The following is a 23,523-nucleotide window of genomic DNA, read 5'->3' on the forward strand; positions in this document are numbered from 1 at the left end:
GCGCCTGGAGCTCAGATGACGACGACACTTCCCGCGTACGACGAGGTCGTCGCGCGCTACGAACCGGTGATCGGCCTGGAGACCCACGTCGAGCTGGGCACGAACACCAAGATGTTCTGCGGCTGCCCGACCGACTTCGGCGGCGAGCCGAACACCCGGGTCTGCCCGGTCTGCCTGGGCCTGCCCGGCTCGCTGCCGGTGGCCAACAAGGCCGCCATCGAGGCGACCATCCGGATCGGCCTGGCGCTGAACTGCTCGATCGCCGAGTGGTGCCGGTTCGCCCGGAAGAACTACTTCTATCCCGATATGCCGAAGAACTTCCAGATCAGCCAGTACGACGAGCCGCTCTGCGTCGACGGCTACCTGGACGTCGAGGTCAACGGCGAGACCGTGCGGATCGGCATCGAGCGGGTGCACCTGGAGGAGGACACCGGCAAGACGCTGCACGTCGGCGGCGCCACCGGCCGCATCCACGGCGCCACCGAGTCGCTGGTCGACTACAACCGGGCCGGCATCCCGCTGGTCGAGATCGTCACCAAGCCGATTCCCGGCACCGGCGCGCTCGCACCGGAGGTGGCCCGGGCGTACGTCACCGAACTGCGCGACGTGATCCGCTCGCTGGGCGTCTCCGACGTCCGGATGGAGGAGGGCTCGCTGCGCTGCGACGTCAACACCTCGCTCAACCTGCCCGGCCAGGAGTGGGGCACCCGCACCGAGACCAAGAACGTCAACTCGCTGCGCTCGGTCGAGCGGGCGGTCCGCTCGGAGATGCTGCGCCAGGCGTCCGTGCTGGACGCCGGCGGCAAGATCACCCAGGAGACCCGGCACTTCCACGAGGAGACCGGCGACACCACGCCCGGCCGGTCCAAGGAGACCGCCACCGACTACCGGTACTTCCCGGAGCCGGACCTGGTCCCGCTCGCCCCGGACCCGGCCTGGGTGGCCGGGCTGAAGGCCGCCCTGCCCGAGCTGCCGCGGCTGCGCCGCAAGCGGCTCCAGCAGGACTGGGGCCTGTCCGACCTGGACATGCAGTCGGTGGTCAACGCCGGCGCGGCCGAGCTGATCGAGGCCACCGTGGCCGCCGGGGCCACCCCGGCCGCCGCCCGCAAGTGGTGGCTGGGTGAGCTGTCCCGCCGGGCCAACGAGTCCGGCGTGGAACTGGCCGACGTCGGGGCGAACCCACGCCAGGTGGCGGAGCTGCAGGGCCTGGTCGACGCCGGCAAGCTCAACGACAAGCTGGCCCGGATCGTCCTCGAGGGCGTGATCGACGGCGAGGGCTCGCCGACGGAGATCATGGTCAACCGCAAGCTCGAGGTCGTCTCGGACACCGGCGCGCTGACCGCCGCCGTGGACGAGGCGATCGCCGCCAACCCGGAGATCGCCGACAAGATCCGCAGCGGCAAGGTCGCGGCGGCCGGCGCGCTGGTCGGCGCGGTCATGAAGACCACCCGCGGCCAGGCGGACGCCAAGACCGTCCGCGAACTGATCCTGGAGCGCCTCGGCGTCCAGGGCTGAGACCCACCTCCGGAGGCCGCCGTCGTGACCCGGCGGTGGCCTCCGGCACGTTCCCCCGGAGTACGCGCGCGACCCGCGCCACCCCCTCGCGAGGGCGTCAACGGCGACGCCCGGATGGAGTCACCGTGAACCAGCACGACCTCGACGTCCTCGACGCGATCCAGCGGCGGGTGCTCTGGCTCGCCACCCGCATCGTGGACGCCGCCAACCACGACCGGAACACCGGCGACGGGGTGAAGGTCGGCGGCCACCAGGCGTCCAGCGCGTCGCTGGTCACCGCGATGACCGCGCTCTGGTTCGCCCACCTGGACGCCGAGGACCGGGTCGCGGTCAAGCCGCACGCCTCGCCGGTCTTCCACGCCATCCAGTACCTGCTCGGCAACCTCGACCGGTCCTACCTGCCGAAGCTGCGGGCGCGCGGCGGGCTCCAGTCGTACCCGTCCCGGACGAAGGACCCCGACGAGGTGGACTTCTCCACCGGCTCGGTCGGCCTCGGTGCCGCCGCGCCGCTGTTCGCCGCGGTCACCCGCCGCTACGTCGACGCGCACTTCGGCCAGCGCCCGCACTCCCGGTTCATCGCGCTGATCGGCGACGCCGAGCTGGACGAGGGCAACATCTGGGAGGCCGTCGCCGACCCGGCCACCACCGGGCTGGGCAACGTGATGTGGCTGGTCGACTTCAACCGCCAGTCGCTGGACCGGGTCGTCCCGGGCATCCGGATCAACCAGTGGCGCGGCCAGTTCGAGGCCGCTGGCTGGCACGTCGTCGAGGTCAAGTACGGCCGCAAGCTCGCCGAGGCGTACGCCCGGCCGGGCGGCGAGGCGCTGCGCGACTGGATCGACCTGATGCCGAACGAGCAGTACCAGTCGCTGTTCGGGCTGGCCGGGCCGGCCCTGCGCAAGCAGTTCCTGGACGGTGCGCCGGCCGGGATCGCCGAGTTCATCGCCGACATCCCCGACGACGAGCTGGGCCCGCTCGTCACCGACCTGGGCGGGCACGACCTGGAGGCGATGCTCGACGCGTACGCCCAGTGCGACGCGGTCACCGACCGGCCCAGCGTGGTCTTCGCGTACACGGTCAAGGGCTGGGGGCTGCCCATCGCCGGCAACCCGCGCAACCACTCGGCGCTGCTCACCACCGAGCAGGTCGACGCGCTGCGCGAGTCCTACGGCCTGACCGCCGACAGCGAGTGGGACCGCCTCGACCCGGCGTCCCCGGCCGGCATCCGGGCCGGCGAGCGCCGGGAGGCGCTGTCCCGCCCGCCGCGCGAGCGGGCGCTCGGGGTCACCGTCCCGGAGACCACCAAGGTACGCGCGAACAAGCCCGTCTCCACCCAGGAGGTCTTCGGCCGGGTGCTGGTCGACCTCGCCCGCGACCCGCAGGTGGCGCCCTACCTGGTCACCACCGCGCCGGACGTGGCCACCTCCACCAACCTGGCCGGCTTCATCAACAAGACCGGCGTCTTCGCCCCGACCGAGCAGCGGTCCTGGACCGAGGACCGGATGCTGCGCTGGACGGAGTCCCCGGCGGGCCAGCACATCGAGCTGGGCATCTCCGAGATGAACCTGTTCCTGCTGCTCGGCCAGCTCGGCCTCTCCTGGGACCTGTCCGGGCAGCCGCTGCTGCCGGTCGGCACCGTCTACGACCCGTTCGTGCTGCGCGGCCTGGACGCGTTCCTCTACGGCACCTACTCCGGCTCCCGGTTCGTGGTCGCCGGCACCCCGTCCGGCATCACCCTCGCCCCCGAGGGCGGCGCCCACCAGTCCACCATCACCGCCTCGGTCGGGCTGGAACTGCCCGGTGTCACCTTCGTCGAGCCCGCGTACGCCGGCAGCCTCGACTGGCTGCTCTGCGACGCGCTCGGCCAGATCGCCGGGGGAGCGGCGCCCGCCGCCACCGCCGCGCCGGCCGAGGACGGGGCGTACTACTTCCGGCTCAGCACCCGCCCGATCGACCAGGCGCCGTTCGAGGCGGCCCGGGCCCGGATCGGCGACGCCGTGTTGCGCCGGCAGGTGGTGGCGGGCGCCTACCGGCTGGTCGACGCGCACGAGGCGTACCCCCAGCTGGCGGACGCCCCGGTCGTGCAGCTCGCCGCCTCCGGCGCGGTGCTGCCGGAGGTCCTGGCCGCCGCCGCGGAGCTGGCGGAGGAGGGGGTGGCCGCGCACGTCGTGGACGTCACCTCGCTGGACCGGCTCTACCGGGCCTGGCAGCGGACCCTGCGCCAGGGCGTCCGGACGGCGACCGTGCCGAGCGTGCCCGGCGCGCTGCGGTCGGCCTTCGCCGACCGGGTGCCGGTGGTGACCGTGCACGATGCCGCCTCGCACGCGATGGCCTGGCTCGGCTCGGCGCTCGGCGCGCCGGCGGTGCCGCTCGGCGTGGACGAGTTCGGCCAGTCCGGCAGCGTCCAGGAGCTGTACGAGCTGCACGACCTGCTGCCCGGCAGCATCGTCAACGCCGCCCTGGCCGCCCTCTCGCTGCGCTGAGGCCCGTTCCCGGCCGTCCGACGTCTGCGACGGACGGCCGGGTCAGCCGGTCGTGGTCGGGCTGGGCGTCGGGCTGGCCGACTCCGGGCCGCCGCGGGTGGGGGTCGGGGTGACCGGCACCTGGTCACCCTTCGTCGGATCCCGGATCACGTGCCGTTCCAGGTTGACCTGCGACTGCCCGGTGCCGCCCACGGTGATCTCGTCGTAGGCCTGGAGCAGCTTCTGCGGGTCGAAGTAGAGCACGGTCATGGTCAGCGGGGTGGGCTTCTCGCCCTCGAGGCCGCGCAGCCCGGCCCCACCGGTGGAACCTTCCACCATCAGCTGCGTCGGCTGCTCGCCGGACGCCTGCGGCAGCTTCAACACCTCCCGTTGGTGGAGGTGCCCGGCCAGCACCAGCGGGCACGTCCCGGAGAGCGGTCCCGCCGAGGCCGGGTCGTGCACCAGGGCGATGTTCACCTTCGTCGGCGAGTTGGTCACCGTGGTGGCGAGCTGCTCGCCGGCCCCGATCACCTGGTTGGCGACCTGGGCGGTGAGCCCGCTGCCGGCCGGCGAGGTCTCCTTGTCCGGGGTGAACCGGGGGTCGCCGATGCCGGCGATGGTCAGCCCGGACACCGTGACCGTCGAATTGTTCAGCACGATGGCATTCGGCTGCTGGGCCACCGCCGCGGCGGTCCGCGCCGAGTCGTGGTTGCCTCGGATGTAGACGTACGGCTTCTTGAGCAGGCCGATCGAGCCGACGAAGGACGCCTCCGGCTCGCTGCCCCAGTCGGTGATGTCCCCGGTGTCGATCACCACGTCGATGCCGAACTGCTCGACGATGGTCCGGATCAGCGACCAACCGGTCGGGTTGAGGTGCATGTCGGAGACGTGCAGCACCCGGGTGGTGCCGGGGGCCGGCTGGTAGACCGGCAGCGCGGAGACCGTGGTGTAGAGCTTGCTGACGTTGCCGACCAGCCGCTGGAGCTGCTCGGCGTACTTGGTGTAGTCGTTGGCGATCCGCCGCGCGTCACCGACGATCGCCGGCGCGTTGACCAGCAGCCCCTCGTAGCGGGGTTCCTCGATCGACTGCGGGCGGATGGTGGCGGCGGCCAGCCCGAGGCTGCCGGCAGTGATCGCCAGCGCCAGGCCGCCCGCCCAGGCCATCCGGCGTCCGTCGCGGAAGACCAGCCCGGCCAGCAGCAGGGTGGCCAGCACCGCCGAGGCGAGGGTCTTCAGCCCGAGGCGCATCACCCCGGCCCGGACGTCCTCGACGGCCGACTGGCTGGCGCGGCTGATGCTTGCCGGGTCGTCGATCAGCGCCTCGGTACGCCGCTGGTCCAGCGCGCCCAGCTCCACGGTCAGGTACGCCGGACCGTTGTGGCTGTCCAGCTTCAACGCGCCCAGCGGCGGGATGTCGACGGTGGTCCCGCCGCTCAGCGACGGGCTGAGGCTGAGCTGCGCGCGGAACGGACCGATGTCCGTGCCCACGTGCCCACCGGCGTACGTGCCGGCGACGATCCCGGTCAGCGTGACCACGAGCAGGGCCAGCACCGCGCCGAGCCGGCGCAGCCGGCCCCGCGACGGTCCGCCCCGCCGGGTCAGGAACGCCCAACGGCGGGCGCGCCGGGTCGCCGGGGTCGTCTCGTCCCCGGTGCTGCGCTGCTCGTTCTCCTGGCCGTCCATGCTGAGATTCTGTCCTGCCCGATGAAGGATCTTGGCAAACCCGGGGGAAGCGCTGTTCTTCTCACCTGTCCGACAACTCCAGCTCGGCGCGTCTGACGCCGCGCCGCGACCTGGAGCCGTCGCCGACAACTCCAGCTCGGCGCGTCTGATGCCACGCCGCGACCTGGAGCCGTCGCCGGCCGGGGCGCCGGCCGGCCGGTCAGCTGCGTCCGGCCCCGCCGTCGGCGAAGACCAGCCGCAGGATCCGGTCGTCCTCCGGAGTCGGCCTGCCCCGCCCGTCCCGGTTGGAGGTGCTCACCCAGACCGAGCCGTCCGGGGCGACCGCGGCCGCCCGGAGCCGACCGTACTTGCCGGTCAGCAGCTCGCGGGGCTGGCCGAGCACGGTGCCGTTCGCGGTCAGCTCCACCAGCCAGAGCCGCTGGCCGCGCAGGCAGGCGGTGACCAGCAGCCGCTGCACCGCGGCCAGCCCGGAGCAGGAGGCGTCGGCGGTGCGCCACTGCACGATCGGGTCGACGTACCGCTTGTCGTCGGCGCGCCCCTCGACGTGCGGCCAGCCGTAGTTGCCGCCCTTGTTGATCTGGTTGATCTCGTCCCAGGTGTTCTGGCCGAACTCGACGGCGTACATCCGCTTGTTCGGCGTCCAGGCGAAGCCCTGGACGTTGCGGTGCCCCAGCGACCAGACCGGGGAGCCCGGTGTGGGGTTGCCCGGGGCCGGCTTGCCGTCCCGGGTGATCCGCAGGATCTTGCCGCCGAGGCTCTTCGGGTCCTGGGCGGCGGCCTGTTCCCCGGCGTCCCCGGTGCTGGCGTAGAGGTAGCCGTCCGGGCCGAAGCCGAGGCCGCCGCCGTCGTGGTTCCCGGCCTTGGGGATGCCGGTGAGGATCGGGGTGGGCGGCTTGCCCAGCTCCAGCCGGGCGATCCGGTTGTCCTCCGCCGTGGTGTAGTAGATGAAGACCGCGCGATCCTTCGCGTACGTCGGGGAGACCGCGATGCCGAGCAGCCCGGCCTCACCGCCGGCCGCCACGTCCGGCACCGTCTGCACCTCGGTCACGTTCATCCCGGTGGGCCCGGAGGTCGGGCCGACCTGGAGGATCCGGCCGCTGTCGCGTTCGGTCACCAGCGCGCCGCCGTCGGGTAGGAAGGCGATCCCCCACGGCACCGCCAGCCCCTTGGCCAGCACCGTGGCCACCACCTGCTGTCCGGCGCCGCCGGGGCTGGCCGAGGCGGAGGGCGTCGGCAGGTTGGGCGGCTCGCCGGCCGGGTCCGGTTCCGGCTCGCCGAAGGCGCAGCCGGCGGTGCCGAGCAGCAGCGTCGCGCAGGACGCCGCCAGCGCCGCCCGGAGGCGGCCGGTGCGGAGGTACGGGGGACGCGCGCTCACCCGCCCCAGCGTAGCCGGGCCGGGTCGCGATCCGGTCGCGACGGAACCGGACACTCCGCAGGTGCGCCGCCTCCCCACCCGGACGCGCCGCGCGACGTCACGCGGCGGTCGGCGGAGAGCCGTCGGCACGGGTCCGGGTACCCCGTCCCCCGCCGGCCGGAGCGGCCGGGCGGCTATCGTCGGCGGTCGTGAAGGTATGGATCCCGCACCCCGCCGGCCGCGCCCTCCTCGGCGAGCTGCCGCCCGGTGTCACCGTGGAGCTGCTGGAGGACCCGACCCGGCTCCCGTCGTCCGCGGCCGACGTGCGGTTCTGGGTACCGCCCTTCCTCGCCGGCCCGCACGCCGGCGCCCTGCTGACCGAACTGCCCGACCTCCAGGTGGTGCAGCTCCTCTCCGCCGGGGCGGACGCCTGGGTGGGGCGGATCCCCGCCGGGGTGACGCTCTGCGACGCCCGGGGCGTGCACGACTCGGGCACCGCCGAGTGGGTGGTCGCCGCGATCCTGTCCGCGCTGCGCGGCTTCGGCCCGCTGGCCCGCGCCCAGGCCCGACGGGAGTGGGCGTACGACGAGGTGGCGCCGACCGACGAGCTGGCCGGCAAGCGGGTGCTGATCGTCGGTGCGGGGTCGATCGGCGCGGCGGTCCAGGCCCGGCTGGCCCCGTTCGAGGTCACCTTCACCCTGGTCGCCCGCTCCGCGCGCCCGGCCGAGGGGGTGTACGGGGTGGACGAGCTGCCCGGCCTGCTGCCCGAGGCGGACGTGGTGGTGCTGTTGGTGCCGTTGACCGAGCGGACCCGAGGGCTGGTCGACGAGAAGTTCCTGGCCGCGATGCCGGACGGCGCGCTGCTGGTCAACGCCGCGCGTGGCCCGGTGGCCCGGACGTCGGCGCTGGTCGCCGAGCTGACCTCCGGGCGGCTGCGGGCCGCGCTGGACGTGACCGACCCGGAGCCGCTGCCCGCCGACCATCCCCTGTGGGAGCTGCCGAACGTGCTGCTCACCCCGCATGTGGCCGGCTCGGTACGCGGCCTGCTGCCGCGGGCCTACCGGCTGGTGGGGGAGCAGCTGCGCCGCTTCGTGGCGGGGGAGCCGCTGGCGAACCGGGTGGTGGACGGCTACTGACGGGTGGGCGTCGCCCGCCTTCGGGCGGCGACCGTCAGCCGGCGCTGTCGGTCAGCTGCTGCCCGGTGGCCGACACCAGCCGGGGCAGGTCGTCGGCGCGTACCGCGGGGAGCACGAGCAGTTCACCGTCGTCGAGCCGGACGACGCCCCGCCCGCGGTCGTCGGCGGTCAGCTCGGCGACCCGGTCCCACGGGATCCGCCGCTGCCCCACGAGCGCCCGTAGCCGCAGCTCGCGGGCGTCGGCGTCGGTGCCGGACCGCCAGGCCCAGACCGCGACCGCGAGCGGGACGAGCAGCACCCAGAGCAGCCACCAGCGGGCGGTGGCCAGCGGCAGCGCGCCGATGAACGCGACGATCGCGGCGACCAGGATCGCCTGGTTGGGACGGAAGTGGACGGTGTCGGCGCGGCTCACCCCCCGATGATCGCACCCCGGACCGGTCGCGTTCCGGGCGGGCGGGACAACCGCGGTCGGGGCACAGATGTGACGGGCGTCACTGCCCGGTCGCGTAACGCCGGACGTCCAGGATCGTTTGTAGGCGTGGCCATGCCGGGCCCCCGCCCGGCGTCGTCCGTGTCCGCCGCCCCGCCCCGCTGGCCCCGCACGTCGCTCCGCAACCGCACCGCCCCGTGCCCCCTCACGAAGGCGACCGCCGTGCCCGTCACCCGTCCCTCCGGCGACCACCGTCGTCGTCGACCGCCGCTGCCGGACCTCGTCGTGTCCCTCACCGGCGCCCTGCTCGTCCTGGCCGGAACCGTCGGCCTCGTCCCGGCCCGCTCCGCCGCGGCGCTCACCGTCGCCGCCGGCTGTGCCCTGGCCGGTGTCCGGCTCGCCTGGCTGGCCGGCACCCCGGCCAGCCTCCCCATGCCGGGCCCGCGGGCTCCCACGCCGACCCGCGCCTTGGTCCCCGTTTCCAACCGGTCCGCTCCGCCCGGGCCCGCCGCCGTCGCACCCGCCATCCCGGCCGGACCGACCGGGCGACCGGCCCGGCGGGTGCCGCTCTCCCGGCGGGTCGCGCCGATCCTCGACGTGGCCGTGCTGGCCGCCGGGCTCACCGTCGCCGTGCTGCCGCTGACCGACCCGCCGCACCGGCTGCCGGTCGCCCTGGCCGGCCTCACCGCCAGCACCGCGCTGTACGCCGTGGCCCTGCTCCGGCTCCCCGACCGCTCCCGGCTCTCCGCCGCCGAACGGCTGCGCCGGACCGTCGACGTCCTCGGTCTCGGGATCAGCCTGGTCTTCGCCGGCCTGGTGCTGCTGCCGCCCGGCGCGGCGCCGCCGGTCGCGTGGGCCGTCACGGTCGGTGGCGCGATCGGGCTGGCGGTGCTGCTGGTGGCCGCGCTGGCGGAGGGGCGGCGCCGGCCGGGCGCGGCGCGCTGCCTCGGCGGTGCGGCGGCCACCCTCGCCGGGCTCGCCCTCCTCGTGGTGCTGCTCGCCTACGACGCCCCGGACCGGGCCACGCTCGCCGTCGCGCCGCCGCTGCTGCTCGGCGCGCTGCTCACCGTCGCCGGTGCCTGGCGTACCGCGGCCGGCGAGCGGCCCCGACCCGACGCGTCCCCGGCCGCCTGGCCCGGGCTGACCGGGCCGGCCGGCATCGCCGCGCTCGCCGCCGGCCACCACCTGTGGACGGTCGGGGAGTTCACCGCCCCCGAGATGGCCCTCGGGCTGGCGGTGATCCCGCCGATGCTGATCCGGGAGTTGATCGCCGCCGCCGACCACCGGCGGCGCGCGGAGCGGTTGGCCGCCGGCGAGGCGCGGCTGCGCGTGCTGGTCGGGGACGACCACTCCCCGGCCGGGCCGGGGCCTGCCGCCGACCCGCTCACCGTCCTGGCCGGCCGGCGCGAACTGCTGCGTCGGCTGGCCGGCCGGGCGGGCGGCGCGCTGCTCGTCATCGACCTGAACGGGGCCGACGACGGGGCGGGTGTGACCGTCCCGGTGCTCGTCGAGGTCGCCCGTCGGCTCCAGGCCGGTCTGTGCCCCGACGACCTGGTGGCCCGCCTCGGGGGTGCCGAGTTCGCCGTGCTCACCGACGTCGGGCCGGTGCCCGCGTACGGGCTGGGCAACCGGCTGCTGGCGGCGCTGGCCGAGCCGGGTCCGGGGCTCGGCGGGTCGACCCGGCTCCGGGTCAGCGTCGGGCTGGCCGAGACCACTGGCGGCGACCCGGAGGACGTGCTGCGCCAGGCCGAGCTGGCCCGGCGGCGGGCGGTGCAGCTCGGCCGGGACCGGGTCGAGTGGTACGACGCGTACCTGGAGGAGCAGCTCGTCCGCCGGCTCGACCTGGAGCGGGAGCTGCCCGGCGCGGTTGCCCGGGGCGAGCTGGACCTGGTCTACCAGCCGGTGCTGACACTCGCCGACCGGCGGCCGGTGGGCACCGAGGCGCTGCTGCGCTGGCGCAGCCCGGTGCTGGGCACCGTGCTCCCGGACGAGCTGCTGCCCGTGGCGGCGGACCTGGACCTCGCCGGCGAGGTGGGGCGGTGGGTGCTGGACCGGGCCTGCCGGCAGCTCGCCGACTGGTCGGACGGCGGCCGCGAGCTGTGGATGGCCGTCAACGTCACCCCCCGCGAGCTGGCCGCGCCGGACTTCGTCGCCCGCACCGCCGCCGCCCTGGCCGCATCCGGCGTGTCGCCGGAGCGCCTGGTGGTGGAGGTGGCCGAGCCGGCGGTCGCCGCGGAGCTGCCCACCGTGGTGGCCCGGTTCGCCGGGCTCCGCTCGCTCGGCGTGCGCACCGCGCTGGACGACTTCCGCGCCGAGCACGCCTCGCTGGCCCAGCTCCGCCGGCTGCCGATCGACCTGCTGAAGGTCGGCCCGCACCTGGTCGGGCCGGCTCCCGACGGGCAGCGCCCGCTGATCGAGGTGGTGGCGAACCTGGGGGACCGGCTCGGCCTGGCGGTGGTGGTCGAGGGGCTGGAGTCGGACACCCAGGTGGCCGGGGCGCGCCGGGCCGGCTGCCGCTACGGGCAGGGCTTCGCCCTCGCCCGGCCGGCCACCGCCGAGCGGGTCGAGGCGTGGTTCGAGGAGTTTCCGTCGGCACCCCGCTGAGCTGGCGGGTGTCGCCAGCACCGTTTCCTGGCGGTCATCCTGTTCATCGGTGGACGCCAGATCGTTCGCGGAACAACGGAAGGCACGGTGAAGTCGTGAGTCGGCAAGCGTTGCACGAGGGTTGGGTGGTCCGCGCCGTACCAGGTCCGCAGGTGCCGCCGGAGATCGCCGACCGGGCGGTGCCGGCGACGGTGCCCGGCTGCGTGCACACCGACCTGCTGACCGCCGGTCTCATCCCCGACCCCTACCTCGACGACAACGAGAACGGGCTCGCCTGGATCGGGCGGACCGACTGGGTCTACGAGGCCACCTTCGCCTGCCGGCCGGGCGATGACGACCGGGTGGACCTGGTCTGTGCCGGCCTGGACACGGTCGCCACCGTAAGCCTCAACGGCACCGAGGTCGGCCGCGCCGAGAATCAGCACCGTTCGTACCGGTTCGCCGTTCGGCCGCTGCTGCGACCCGGCGCGAACACCCTGACCGTCCGCTTCGGCTCGCCGTACCGCTACGCGGAGGCGCACCGGGACCGGCTCGGCGACCGGCCGAACGCGTACCCGGAGCCGTTCAACTTCATCCGCAAGACCGCCTGCAACTTCGGCTGGGACTGGGGCCCCACCGTGGTTACCGCGGGCATCTGGCGGGAGATCGGGCTGCACACCTGGTCCACCGCCCGGCTGGCCACCGTCCGGCCGCTGGTCACCGTCGCGGGCGCCACCGGCCGGGTGGAGCTGCACGTCGAGGTCGAGCGGGTGGACGACGCGCCGCTCACCGTGCACGTCACCGTCGCCGGTGCCGCCACCGAGGTCGCCGTCCCGCCGGGGGAACACGGCGCCGTCGCGACCCTCACCGTCCGCGACCCTGAGCTCTGGTGGCCCGTCGGGTACGGCGAGCCGGCGCTGCACGACCTCAAGGTGACCCTGTGCACGGCGGACGGCCGGGTGCTGGACGGCTGGTCCCGCCGGATCGGCTTCCGCTCGGTACGCCTCGACACCGCCCCCGACGCGCACGGCTCCGCGTTCACCCTGCACGTCAACGACGTGCCGCTGTTCGTGAAGGGCGTCAACTGGATCCCCGACGACGCGTTCCCCAACCGGGTCACCCGGCAACGGCTGGCCGAGCGCTTCGACCAGGCCGTCGGGGCGAACGTCAACCTGCTCCGGGTCTGGGGCGGCGGCCGGTACGAGTCGGCGGACTTCTACGAGTTGGCCGACGAGCGCGGCCTGCTGGTGCAGCAGGACTTCCTCTTCGCCTGCGCCGCGTATCCGGAGGAGGAGCCGTTCCGCTCCGAGGTCGAGGCCGAGGCGCGGGAGCAGGTCACCCGGCTGGCCGCCCACCCGTCGCTGGTGCTCTGGACCGGCAACAACGAGAACATCTGGGGCTGGCACGACTGGGGCTGGCAGGAGCCGCTGGCCGGGCGGACCTGGGGGCGCGGCTACTACCTGGAGCTGCTGCCCCGGGTCGTCGGCGAGCTGGACCCGACCCGGCCGTACTGGCCGGGCAGCCCGTGGTCCGGCCGGGAGGACGTACATCCCAACGACCCCGTACACGGCACCACGCACATCTGGGACGTCTGGAACACCGACGACTACCTGAAGTACCGGGAGTATGTGCCCCGGTTCGTCGCCGAGTTCGGCTACCAGGCGCCCCCGGTGTACGCGACCCTGCGCCGGGCCCTGTCGGACGAACCGCTGGCGCACGACTCGCCCGGGATGGCGCACCACCAGAAGGCGATCGACGGGGACCGCAAGCTCCAGCGCGGGCTGGACGCCCACCTGCCGGTGCCCGCCGACTTCGACGACTGGCACTACCTGACCCAGCTCAACCAGGCCCGGGCCATCCAGCTCGGCGTCGAGCACTTCCGCTCGCACCGGCCGGTCTGCATGGGCACCATCGTCTGGCAGCTCAACGACTGCTGGCCGGTCACCTCCTGGGCGGCGGTCGACGGCGACGGCCGGCGCAAACCGCTCTGGTACGCACTGCGCCGCGCCTACGTCGACCGGCTGCTCACCGTGCAGCCGCGCGACGGCGGGCTGGCCCTGGTGGCGGTGAACGAGACCGGCGAGGCGTGGCACGCGCCGGCCACGGTCACCCGGCTCACGCTGGGCGGGGAGCCGAGGGCGAAGACCTCGGTGGACCTCGACGTCCCGGCGCACTCCTCGGTGGTGCTGGCGCTGCCGGCGGAGTTGGCGCGGCCGGACGAGGCCCGGCGCGAGCTGCTGGTCGCGGAGGCCGGTGACACCGCGGAGCGGGCGCTGTGGTTCTTCGCCGAGGATCGGGAGGTCGAGTGGCCGGCGGCGGAGCTGGACGCGACGGTCGAGCCGACCGCCGGCGGGCAGCGGGTCCGGGTGACGGCCCGCACAGTGCTGCGCGACCTGACCCTCTTCCCGGACCGCCTCGACCCGTCCGCCCAGGTCGACCGGGCCCTGGTCACGCTGCTGCCGCGGGAGTCGGCCACCTTCACGGTGAACGCGGATGCCGCGCTCGACCCGGCGGCGCTCACCACCCGCCCGGTGCTCCGCTGCGTCAACGACATCGGCGGACGCGCGGCCTACGGCGACGACGGGCTGGCGGGTTCGTGAGCGGACGCCGGCCCTCGTCATCCCCCCATCGGATGACGAGGCCCGGCGTCCGCGGCCCGGAGTCGGTCTGGCGACGCCAGGCCGGCCTCGGGGCGGGTCAGGCTCGTGCCGCGGCCAGGACCCGACCGACGAGCGCGGCGGACGTGCCGGACCGCTCGTACTCTGGGCGGTGCAGCGTGCCGCCCATCACCGGGGCGTGGTTCCGGTGCACCGCCGGGCCGTCCGACGTCACCAGCGCGGCGAAGTGGTACTCGTCGGCGCCGGTGGCCTCGATGATCCGGGCGATGTTGCGTGGGGTGATGCCCCCGCCCGGCATGACCACGATGCGGCCGGCGGCCAGGTGGACCAGCTCGGCGATGAGGGGGGCACCCTCCAGCACGCTCACCTCCTGGCCCGAGGTCAGAACCCGGTCCACGCCCAGCTCGATGAGCTGCTCCAACGCCGCGAGCGGGTCGCGCGTCATGTCGAAGGCCCGGTGGAAGGTGACGCTGGCCCCGCCGGCCGCTTCGATCAGCCGTCGGGTGGTTGGCACGTCGACGTCGCCCTCGGCGGTCAACGCCCCGATCACCACGCCGTGCGCGCCGGCCGCGACCGCCGCGCGGACGTCCCGCTCCATCGCGTCGATCTCCGCCGGGGAGTAGATGAAGTCACCTGCGCGGGGGCGGACGATGACGTGCACCCGGATGCGGTCGACGCTGTGCAGCGCCGTCTCGATGGTGCCGATGCTGGGAGTCAGCCCGCCCTCGAAGAGGGCGGAGCAGAGCTCCACGCGGGCAGCGCCGGCCTCCTCGGCGGCGATCGCGCCCTCGACGCTGTCGATGCAGATCTCGAATGTGGTCATCAGTCTTCCTTCTCTGTGCGGGGCCGTCCCGCGGTCCAATCGGGGGCGGCGGTGATGGCGCCCACCGGTTCGCCGCCGCCCAGCACCGGCACGCGGCGCAGTCCGGCGGCGCCGTCGACGGCCACCCCGGTGGCGGCCAGCGCGGCGAGGGCGATCGCGGTGGTGGCCCGGGGGCTGCCGTCGACCACCTTCACGGCGACCGTGTGCCCGTCCGCGGTGGCGACCCCGAGCACCCCCTCCGCGCCGCCCTTGGCGAGCGCCCCGCGCAGCGCTCGCATCAGGTCCGTGTTCGGATGTCCGTGCCAGCCGCCGACGTATTCCGGGTGCTGGCGCATCGCCTCGGCGACCCGCGCCTCCGGGCTGCCCTTCGGGGCGCGGACCAGGGCCTGAAAGGTGCGGGCCAGGCCGGTGAGGGGCAGCCCGAACAGCGGCGCGCCGCAGCCGTCCACCGCGACGGTGGTGACCGGGGTGCCGGCCAGGCGGGCGACCGTGGCGGCGACCTCGCGTTGCAGCGGGTGTGCCGGGTCCAGGTAGTCCGCCGTCGACCAGGACCGGGCGGCGCAGGCGGCGAGCATGGCGGCGTGCTTGCCGGAGCAGTTCATTCGGATCCGCTGTCGCCCCTCGCCGTCGCGGATCATCCGTTCCCGGGTCGGCTCGTCCTCGGGCCAGTCGACCGGGCAGCCGAGCGCGTCCTCGGTCAGCCCGGCGGCGGCCAGCACGTCCCGGACGACGGCCACGTGCCGGTCGTCTCCGGTGTGGCTGCCGGCGGCGATGGCCAGGGCGGGCCCGACCAGGGTTGTGGCGGCCGGGCCGGTCCCGGCGGTGGCGGCGGTGAGACAGGCCAGCGCCTGCACCGGCTTGAGCGTCGACCGGGGCAGCACCGGCTCGTCCGGCACGCCGGCCGCGAGCGTGACCTCGCCCGACGGATCGAGCACCACCACGCTGCCGTGGTGCCGGCTCTCCACGAAGCCGTTGCGGACGACCCGGGCCAGTTCGGCGTACGGGAAGGTGCTCATCGGGCGGTCCCTCCTGAGATGAGCAGCGGCGCCTCCGGCTCCGGGGCGCCGGTGCGCCGTCGGGTCGGCCGCCCGTTGCGGGCCTGGAGCACCCGGGCGACCTTCGACAGCGACGCGTTGACGGCCAGGTAGATCAGCGCGATCACCAGGAACGTCTGGATCAGCAGGTGGGTGTACGTGGAGAGCACCTGACCGCTGTAGAGCAGTTCGGTGTAGCTCACCACGAAGCCCAGTGAGGTGTCCTTGAGCAGGCCGACGAGTTGGCTGACCAGCGAGGGCGCGAGCCGGAGCAGGGCCTGCGGGAGCACCACCAGCCGCATGACCTGCCCGCGGCGCAGGCCGACCGCCAGGCCGGCTTCGGTCTGGCCCCGGTCCAGGGCCAGGATGCCGGCCCGGAAGATCTCGGCGAAGGCGGCTGCGTTCGCCACGACCAGCGGTACGACCAGTTTCCAGAAGAGGGAGAAGTTGATTCCGTACTGCGGCAGCGCGAAGAGCGTCACGTAGATCAGGAGCAGTACGGGAACCGTCCGGAAGACCTCGACGTACGCTGCCGCGAGCCAGCGCAGCGGCCGGCGTTCGGAGAGCCGGCCGAGCGCGAGGAGCAGGCCCAGCGCGGCGCTCAGCACCGCGGTGGCTGCGGCGGCGCGGACCGTGGCCCAGAGTCCGTCCAGCAGGTAGCGCCAGATCGGCCAGGTGGTGAAGGGCTGCCAGCGCTCGGCGGCCAGTTCGCCGTACCGGCCGAACTGGTGCACCGCCCAGGCCACGCCGGCGGCCACGGCGACGGCACCGAGCACGGTGGCGATCCGGATCCGGCGCCGGGCCCGGGGGCCGGGCTCGTCGAAGAGGATCTGCTGGGTCTGGTTCATCGAACGATCGCCAGCCTTCGTTCCAACACGCCGGTGATCCGGCCGATGAGCAGCGCGAGCAGCATGTAGGCAAGACCGGCGCCGGTGAACACCGCGATGGGCTGGGCTTCGACCAGGTTGACGTTGTTGGCGGCCTGGGTCAGCTCCACGACGCCGACGGCGGCGGCCAGTGAGGTGTTCATCAGCAGTGCGATGCAGATGTTGCCGATCGGCTGGATCACCGCGCGCAGTCCCTGCGGCAGGATGACGTGCCGCAGGGACTGGCTGAAGGTGAGTCCGATGGCGCGGGCCGCCTCGGCCTGCCCGACCCCCACCGTGTTGATCCCGGCCCTGATCGCCTCCGCCAGGTACGCCCCCTCGTAGGCGGCGATCACGATGGCGGCGGAGGTGAACAGCGGGAACGCGATGCCGACCGTCGGTAGGGCGAAGACGAAGAGCACCAGCAGTGCCAGCAACGGCAGGTTCTGGAGCACCTCGACGTAGACGGTGCCGACGGAGCGCAGCAGCGGCACCGGGCAGATCCGCAGCGTCGCCACGACGATGCCCAGCAGCATCGCGCCGATGGTGGTCACGACGGTCAACTGGACCGTCGTGACCAGCCCATGGCCGAGTTCGCCGAGGTGAGCGGTGAGGGCGTCCATCGGAACCGGTGCGTCCTCAGGAGCCTTCGACGGAGCCCAGCGCCGGCGGAGTGGGCTTTCCGCCCTCGACCACCGAGCCCAGGGTGCTCTCCCAGACCTTGGCCCAGGTGCCGTCCGCCTGGATCTTGCGCAGCCAGTTGTTGACGAACTCCTTGAACTGGGCGTCCTCCCGGGTGAGCCCGATCCCGTACGCCTCGGTGGTGAACGGGTCGCCGACCACCTTGATCGCCGGGTTCGCCTTGGCGTCCGAGGCGAGCAGGGTGAAGTCCTGCACGTACGCGTCGCCACGCTTCTGCACCAGCGCCTGCACCGCCTGCGGGTCGGTGGCGAAGGCGACCTGCTTCGAGCCGGGGGCGTGCTCCGGCAGCGCGGTCACCGCCGGCGTGTTCGCGCCGACGATCACCGTCTTGCCGGCGAGGTCCTTGACGCTCTTGATACCGGTCTCGTCCTTGCGGACCGCGACCGCCAGGCCCGAGGTCAGGTACGGCCCGGCGAAGGCCACCTGAGTGGCCCGCTGCGGGGTGATGGTGTACGTCTGGAAGACCGCGTCCACCGACTTCGCCTGCAGCATCGCCTCCCGGGTCTGGGTGCCGATGGTCACCGTCTTCACCTCGGGCTTGCCGATGATGTACTTGGCCAGCAGCTTGGCCATGTCGGCGTCGAAGCCCTCGATCTCGCCGGTGGTCGGGTTCTGCTGGGACAGCAGGGGGGCGTCCAGCGAACCGCCGACGATCAGGTGGCCGCGCTTGCGGATCATGTCCATGGTGGAGCCGGCCGGAATCTCGGCGTCCGAGGCCACCGGCGCGGCGTCGAAGACCGACTGGGCGACCTTCTGGCCGCCGGGCGTGCCGGGCACGGCCGGGCCGGAGCCGCCGTCGCCGCAGGCGGCGGCGGTCAGCGCCACGGCCACGGCCGCGGCCAGGGTCATCACGCGACGCCGCGTGACGTTCTTGCTCATCGACATTTCACCCTCCTCGGGGGGATCAGTGCTGGAGGATCTTGGAAAGGAAGTCGCGCGCCCGGTCGGTGCGGGGGGCGGCGAAGAACTCGTCGGGGGTGCCGGACTCGACGATCCGGCCGTCGTCCATGAAGATGACCCGGTCCGCGGCCCGTCTGGCGAAGCCCATCTCGTGGGTGACCACGACCATGGTCATCCCGTCGGCGGCGAGCGAGACCATCACGTCCAGGACCTCGTTGACCATCTCCGGGTCCAGCGCGGAGGTCGGCTCGTCGAACAGCAGCACCTTGGGGCGCATGGCGAGGGCCCGGGCGATCGCCGCTCGCTGCTGCTGACCGCCGGAGAGCTGCGCGGGGTACCGGTCCGCCTTGTCGGCGATGCCGACCCGGTCGAGCAGCGTCAGTGCCCGCTCGCGCGCCTCGGCCTTGGGGATCCGGCGGACCCGGGTCGGTCCGAGCGTCACGTTCTCCAGCACGGTGCGGTGGCCGAAGAGGTTGAACGACTGGAAGACCATCCCGACGTCGGCGCGGAGCCGGGCCAGGGCGCGGCCCTCGGCGGGCAGCGGTTCGCCGTCGATCTCGATGCTGCCCGCGTCGGCGACCTCCAGCCGGTTGAGGCAGCGGCAGAGGGTGGACTTGCCGGACCCTGACGGGCCCACCACGACCAACACCTCGCCGGTGGCCACGGTGAGGTCGATGTCCTTCAGGACGTGCAGCGGGCCGAACGATTTCTGCAGCCCCCGTACCGCCACCATCGGCCGGACCACGCCGGCTGAACCGGTCCGCCCGGTCAGGTCGGCTGCCATCGTCGGTGACACGGCCTGTCCCACTTTCTGCGATTGCCGAACAAAGTAGAGCGCTTATCGAACTAACGGGGCCATCTAATGCGAGAGACGAAACCAAGTCAACAGCTTGCCGGAAGAAAGCTGGGGTGCTAAGAACCTGGCGTGACGATTGACGACGCACCGCGTGACGCTCCCCGGGGCGGCACGCGCGAACTGCTCCGGTTGGTCGCCAGCGGAGCGGCGGTCAGTCGTGCGGACCTCGCCCGGGTCTCCGGGCTGTCGCCCTCGACCGTGTCGCAGCGGGTCGAGGCCCTGATCAGCGAGGGCTTGCTCACCGAGGCGGGCGCGGGCAAGTCGCGCGGCGGGCGACGACCCCGCCAGCTCGCCGTGCCCACCGGCCGGGCGGTCGTCGGTGCGATCGACCTCGGCGCGCACCATGCACGCATCGGCACCCTCGACCTGACCGGCCAGGTGGTCGAGGCGCGCACCCTGCCGGTCCAGATCGAGGACGGGCCGGAGGTCGTGCTCGGCCCGCTGCTCGACGAGGTGCAGGCGATGGCGGCGGGTGCGGACGGGGCCGTGCCCGGCGGGGCCGAGTCCCGCGGGAGAAGCCTCCGCGGCATCGGCCTCGGCATCCCGGGCCCGGTCCAGCACGGCACCGGTCGGGTGGTCGGCCCGTCCCGGATGCCCGGTTGGAACGGTTTCGACGTCGCCGACTTCTGCCGCCTGAGGGCGGACGTGCCGGTCGTCGTGGACAATGACGCCAACCTGATGGCCCTCGGCGCGCACCACGCCATCCACCCCGACCTCGAGCACGCCGTCTATGTGAAGGCGGGCACCGGCATCGGCGCCGGGGTCATTTCCGGGGGGCGGCTGCACCGGGGCGCGCAGGGCTCGGCGGGGGACATCAGCCATTGCCGGGTGGTGGCCGAATCGGGCCCGCTGTGCAGCTGTGGCAACACCGGGTGCCTGGAGGCGGTGGCCAGCGGTGCCGCGCTGGTCGCGGCGCTGCGCGAACAAGGCCTGCCGGTCGATGACCTGACCAGTGTCATGCGGCTCATCGAGGACGGTGACCCCCAGGCCACGGCGTTGGCCCGGCGGGCCGGCCGCTCGATCGGCGAGATACTCGCCGTGGTGGTGAACTTCTTCAACCCGCAGGTCGTCGCGATCGGCGGTCGGCTCGCCGAGTGTGAACCGCTGCTTGCCAGCTTGCGGGGCACGCTGTACGAGCGGTGCCTGCCGCTGGCCACCGAGTCGCTGCTGATCGAGCGGGTGACCGTCGGGCCGGACGTCGGCATCATGGGCGCCGCGCAGCTGGTCATCGATCGCGTCGTCGATCCGTCCTGAACCCGGGCCGGCGTCGCCCCCGGCCGATCGAGGCGCATCGGCGGCGATGCCGGGGGATCACTGGGCTGCTCTCCGGCATCACCCCGGCCACGACCAGGTGCTCAGCGCCCTCGGCGTCGCAGGCGAGCTGCGCCGCGAGGGCCTGGTCTTCCCGGACACCCCCGCCGCCATCCGCCACGCCCGGACGATCGCCCTGGCCGGCGCGGGTCGGTCGGCGGCTAACCGGGCAGCGCGCCCAACCCGGCCAGCAGCTCCCACCGCTCGGCGTCGCTGAGCACCGCATATGCGGGCTCGTCGCGGCGGTCGGTCTCGGCCTCGATCGCCGCCCGCGCCGGCCCGTCGGGCAGCGCCCGGATCTCGGCGGCGGTCAGCCCGGTGGCCCGCCACGCCGCCCGGTGCGCGTCGGCGCGGTGGTGGCGCAGCGAGCCGAGCCGGGTGACCAGCAGCGTCACGGGCGACGCGTCGGCCGGCTCGTACGGCGGGGTCATGGCGTGGAACGCCGGACCGCCGGTGGCCAGCCCGTGCTCGAGCACCCGGCCGACCAGCTCGGCCAGGCGGGGCACCGAGGCCAGGCCGGGCAGCATGCCGGGCTTGTCGGACCACAGCTCCTCGGCGGCCTCTGCGGTCGCCCGCTGCGCGAACAGCGCCAGCTCCCGGCCCAGCTCGGTGAGGTGCCAGGTGCTCTCGGCGTCCACCTTGGTCACCCCCTGGGCCAGCTCCCGGTCCATGTCACCGTCGGTGTACACCAGCGCGTCGGCGAGGGCTCCGGCCGGCATCGGCCGGGCCAGCACGCCGGAGAAGAAGCTGTTCTCGTAGCCCAGGTCCACGCCCCGCTCGGCGTAGAACGCCTCCATTCGGGCCCGGGCCGCCCAGCGGGCGCCCACGTACACCCGGTCGATGACCGGTCGGATCAGTCGCGCGTAGCTCACCGTCGTCTCCACGCCGCCGGACCCTACCGGGCGGCGGGACGCGCCGTGGGCCGGCTGCTCCGGCATCGGGCCGGTCCGACCGGCTCGACCCGGCCGGCGACGTGGTGCTCGGCTCGGCCACCAGCACCGACTGAGCTGCCCGGGCCGCCGCCGCTTCCTCCTACGGCCGACCGTGCCGCCTTCGGCCGATCGTGCCGCGCGCTCCGCGCTCGGGCAGGACAGCGAGTCGTCCGCTTGCTGTGGAGCTGATGTCGTCAACGACTCACCGGCCGCCATGCGGGGTCGGCGGATGCGTGCCGAGGGCGAGGAGGAGCGACAGTGAGTCGTTGGTGATGTCAGCTCGACAGCGTCCCTCAAGCTGTGTCTCGTCGCCGAGCAGCACGGCCGGCGCCCGAGACGCCGCGGGGCAGCGGCGAGGTCAGGGGGCTCCGGAGGCCGACCGCCGGAGCCCCGCCGCTCACTCCGGCACCCGCCGGTACGCGCCATCGCTGGCCGACGTGGCCATCGAGGCGTACGCGCGCAGCGCCGCCGACACCGGCCGCTGCCGGTCGGCCGGGGTGTACGGGCGGTCCCGCTTCTCCTCGGCGACCCGGCGGGCCTGCAGTTCGTCGTCCGGCAGGTTGAGGTGGATGGACCGGGCCGGGATGTCGATGACGATCTCGTCGCCCTCCCGCACCAGCGCGATCAGCCCACCCGAGGCCGCCTCCGGCGAGACGTGCCCGATGGACAGCCCGGAGGTGCCGCCGGAGAACCGCCCGTCGGTGAGCAGCGCACAGGAGCGGCCCAGCCCACGACCCTTGAGGAACGAGGTGGGGTAGAGCATCTCCTGCATGCCGGGGCCGCCCTTGGGGCCCTCGTACCGGATCACCACCACGTCCCCGGCGCTGACCGACTTGTTGAGGATGCCCTCGACGGCGGCCTCCTGGCTCTCGAAGACCCGGGCCGGCCCGCGGAAGGTGAGGCACTCCTCGGGCACCCCGGCGGTCTTCACCACGCAGCCCTCCGGCGCGAGATTGCCGTGCAGGATGGCCAGCCCGCCGTCCGCGCTGTACGCGTGCTCCCGGTCCCGGACGCAGCCGCCGGCCGCGTCGGTGTCCAGGGACGACCAGCGGTTGGTGGTGGAGAACGGCTCGGTGGTGCGGACCCCGCCCGGGGCGGCGTGGAACAGCTCCACCGCCTCCCGCGTGGCCGAGCCGCCCCGCACGTCCCAGTCGGCCAGCCACCGCTGCAGGTCGGGCGAGTGCACGGCGTGCACGTCCCGGTTGAGCAGGCCGGCCCGGTCCAGCTCGCCGAGGATGGCCGGGATGCCGCCGGCCCGGTGCACGTCCTCCATGTGGTACTGCGGCGAGTTCGGCGCGACCTTCGCCAGGCACGGCACCCGGCGGGAGATGGCGTCGATGTCGGCCACGCCGAAGTCCAGCTCCGCCTCGCGGGCGGCGGCGAGCAGGTGCAGCACGGTGTTGGTCGAGCCGCCCATCGCCACGTCCAGGGCGACCGCGTTCTCGAAGGCGGCCCGGTTGGCGATCGAGCGGGGGAGCACCGAGGCGTCGTCGGAGTCGTACCAGCGCTTGGCGATCTCCACGACGGTGCGGCCGGCCTCGACGAAGAGCGACCGGCGCGCGGCGTGGGTGGCCAGGGTCGTCCCGTTGCCGGGCAGCGCCAGGCCGATCGCCTCGGTCAGGCAGTTCATCGAGTTGGCGGTGAACATGCCGGAGCACGAGCCGCAGGTCGGGCAGGCGGAGCGCTCGATCTGACCGAGCTGGTCCTCGGTGACCGCCTCGTTCGACGCGGCGATCATCGCGTCGATCAGGTCGATCTTGGAGTGGACCACGCCCTCGATCGCCACCGTCTTGCCGGCCTCCATCGGCCCGCCGGAGACGAACACGGTCGGGATGTTCAGCCGTAGCGCGGCCAGCAGCATGCCCGGCGTGATCTTGTCGCAGTTGGAGATGCAGACCAGGGCGTCGGCGCAGTGCGCGTTGACCATGTACTCCACCGCGTCGGCGATCAACTCGCGGCTGGGCAGCGAGTAGAGCATGCCGCCGTGCCCCATCGCGATGCCGTCGTCCACGGCGATGGTGTTGAACTCCCGGCCGACCCCGCCGGCCTCGGCCACCGCGTCGGCGACCAGGCCACCGAGGTCCTTGAGATGTACGTGGCCGGGCACGAACTGGGTGAAACTGTTGGCGATGGCGACGATCGGCTTGCCGAAGTCGTCGTCGGTCATCCCGGTGGCCCGCCACAGGGCCCGGGCGCCGGCCATCGTCCGACCGTGGGTGGAGGTCTTCGACCGCAGCTCAGGCATGACTACCAGTCTGGCACCGTCGGCGCGGCAACCCCCCGGCGCGGCGGTCGTGTCCCAACAGTTGCGCACCTCG

17 protein-coding genes are annotated in these 23,523 nt (G+C 73.9%); 6 read left to right on the forward strand and 11 right to left on the reverse strand.

Annotated features, from left to right (window positions below; all coding sequences use genetic code 11):
• Positions 1-15: 15 nt before the first annotated feature.
• Together gatB and ACFYOS_RS11310 are read left to right on the forward strand one after the other, a co-directional pair.
• Entirely contained in the window at positions 16-1,515 is a 1,500-nt protein-coding gene (gene gatB / locus ACFYOS_RS11305) for an Asp-tRNA(Asn)/Glu-tRNA(Gln) amidotransferase subunit GatB (protein WP_387138613.1), read from the forward strand.
• A gap of 125 nt (positions 1,516-1,640) precedes the next feature.
• A complete protein-coding gene (locus ACFYOS_RS11310; RefSeq protein ID WP_387138615.1) occupies positions 1,641-3,998 on the forward strand; it encodes a pyruvate dehydrogenase in 2,358 nt (785 codons plus the stop codon).
• A gap of 42 nt (positions 3,999-4,040) precedes the next feature.
• On the opposite strand, the gene ACFYOS_RS11315 is transcribed toward ACFYOS_RS11310, so the two are convergent.
• Positions 4,041-5,660 carry a metallophosphoesterase gene (locus ACFYOS_RS11315; RefSeq protein WP_387138617.1) on the reverse strand — a complete coding sequence of 540 codons (1,620 nt, stop codon included), beginning with the start codon at positions 5,658-5,660 and terminating at the stop codon, positions 4,041-4,043.
• A gap of 199 nt (positions 5,661-5,859) precedes the next feature.
• Positions 5,860-7,035 carry a PQQ-dependent sugar dehydrogenase gene (locus tag ACFYOS_RS11320; RefSeq protein WP_387138620.1) on the reverse strand — a complete coding sequence of 392 codons (1,176 nt, stop codon included), beginning with the start codon at positions 7,033-7,035 and terminating at the stop codon, positions 5,860-5,862.
• Positions 7,036-7,223: 188 nt separating this feature from the next.
• Between ACFYOS_RS11320 and ACFYOS_RS11325 the strand changes: the two genes are divergently transcribed.
• On the forward strand, positions 7,224-8,150 hold the full coding sequence (locus tag ACFYOS_RS11325) for a 2-hydroxyacid dehydrogenase (protein WP_387138623.1): 927 nt from the start codon (positions 7,224-7,226) through the stop codon (positions 8,148-8,150).
• 34 nt (positions 8,151-8,184) lie between these two features.
• Here the strand turns inward: ACFYOS_RS11325 and ACFYOS_RS11330 are convergent, their stop codons facing one another.
• Positions 8,185-8,562, reverse strand: a complete 378-nt coding sequence (locus ACFYOS_RS11330) for a PH domain-containing protein (protein ID WP_387138626.1) — start codon at positions 8,560-8,562, stop codon at positions 8,185-8,187.
• 240 nt (positions 8,563-8,802) lie between these two features.
• On the opposite strand from ACFYOS_RS11330, the gene ACFYOS_RS11335 reads away from it, so the two are divergent.
• Positions 8,803-11,184: a putative bifunctional diguanylate cyclase/phosphodiesterase gene (locus ACFYOS_RS11335; protein ID WP_387138629.1), complete on the forward strand. Its 2,382-nt coding sequence runs from the start codon at positions 8,803-8,805 to the stop codon at positions 11,182-11,184.
• A 95-nt stretch (positions 11,185-11,279) separates the two neighbouring features.
• Positions 11,280-13,763, forward strand: a complete 2,484-nt coding sequence (locus ACFYOS_RS11340; protein ID WP_387138632.1) for a glycoside hydrolase family 2 protein — start codon at positions 11,280-11,282, stop codon at positions 13,761-13,763.
• A gap of 97 nt (positions 13,764-13,860) precedes the next feature.
• Here ACFYOS_RS11340 and ACFYOS_RS11345 read toward each other — a convergent pair whose 3' ends face one another.
• The 6 genes from ACFYOS_RS11345 to ACFYOS_RS11370 are packed head-to-tail and all read right to left on the reverse strand — an operon-like array spanning position 13,861 to position 18,839.
• Positions 13,861-14,604: a copper homeostasis protein CutC gene (locus tag ACFYOS_RS11345; protein ID WP_387138635.1), complete on the reverse strand. Its 744-nt coding sequence runs from the start codon at positions 14,602-14,604 to the stop codon at positions 13,861-13,863.
• Positions 14,604-15,620, reverse strand: coding sequence for an asparaginase (locus ACFYOS_RS11350; protein ID WP_387138638.1), 1,017 nt, complete (start codon positions 15,618-15,620; stop codon positions 14,604-14,606). The genes ACFYOS_RS11345 and ACFYOS_RS11350 overlap by 1 nt, the downstream gene beginning before the upstream one ends.
• Positions 15,617-16,486 carry an amino acid ABC transporter permease gene (locus tag ACFYOS_RS11355; protein WP_387138641.1) on the reverse strand — a complete coding sequence of 290 codons (870 nt, stop codon included), beginning with the start codon at positions 16,484-16,486 and terminating at the stop codon, positions 15,617-15,619. The genes ACFYOS_RS11350 and ACFYOS_RS11355 overlap by 4 nt, the downstream gene beginning before the upstream one ends.
• Positions 16,483-17,127 carry an amino acid ABC transporter permease gene (locus tag ACFYOS_RS11360; protein ID WP_387138644.1) on the reverse strand — a complete coding sequence of 215 codons (645 nt, stop codon included), beginning with the start codon at positions 17,125-17,127 and terminating at the stop codon, positions 16,483-16,485. Before ACFYOS_RS11360 ends, ACFYOS_RS11355 begins: the two co-directional genes overlap by 4 nt.
• Positions 17,128-17,143: 16 nt before the next feature.
• A complete protein-coding gene (locus ACFYOS_RS11365) occupies positions 17,144-18,085 on the reverse strand; it encodes a glutamate ABC transporter substrate-binding protein (protein WP_387138647.1) in 942 nt (313 codons plus the stop codon).
• A 25-nt stretch (positions 18,086-18,110) separates the two neighbouring features.
• Entirely contained in the window at positions 18,111-18,839 is a 729-nt protein-coding gene (locus tag ACFYOS_RS11370; RefSeq protein WP_387139104.1) for an amino acid ABC transporter ATP-binding protein, read from the reverse strand.
• Positions 18,840-19,031: 192 nt separating this feature from the next.
• On the opposite strand from ACFYOS_RS11370, the gene ACFYOS_RS11375 reads away from it, so the two are divergent.
• A complete protein-coding gene (locus tag ACFYOS_RS11375) occupies positions 19,032-20,216 on the forward strand; it encodes an ROK family transcriptional regulator (RefSeq protein WP_387138650.1) in 1,185 nt (394 codons plus the stop codon).
• 218 nt (positions 20,217-20,434) lie between these two features.
• Here the strand turns inward: ACFYOS_RS11375 and ACFYOS_RS11380 are convergent, their stop codons facing one another.
• Together ACFYOS_RS11380 and ilvD are read right to left on the reverse strand one after the other, a co-directional pair.
• On the reverse strand, positions 20,435-21,157 hold the full coding sequence (locus ACFYOS_RS11380) for a hypothetical protein (RefSeq protein ID WP_387138653.1): 723 nt from the start codon (positions 21,155-21,157) through the stop codon (positions 20,435-20,437).
• A gap of 445 nt (positions 21,158-21,602) precedes the next feature.
• A complete protein-coding gene (ilvD, locus tag ACFYOS_RS11385; protein WP_387138656.1) occupies positions 21,603-23,450 on the reverse strand; it encodes a dihydroxy-acid dehydratase in 1,848 nt (615 codons plus the stop codon).
• Positions 23,451-23,523 lie beyond the last annotated feature (73 nt).

The sequence above is a fragment of the Micromonospora sp. NPDC005806 genome (genome assembly GCF_042871425.1).
Lineage (GTDB): Bacteria > Actinomycetota > Actinomycetes > Mycobacteriales > Micromonosporaceae > Micromonospora.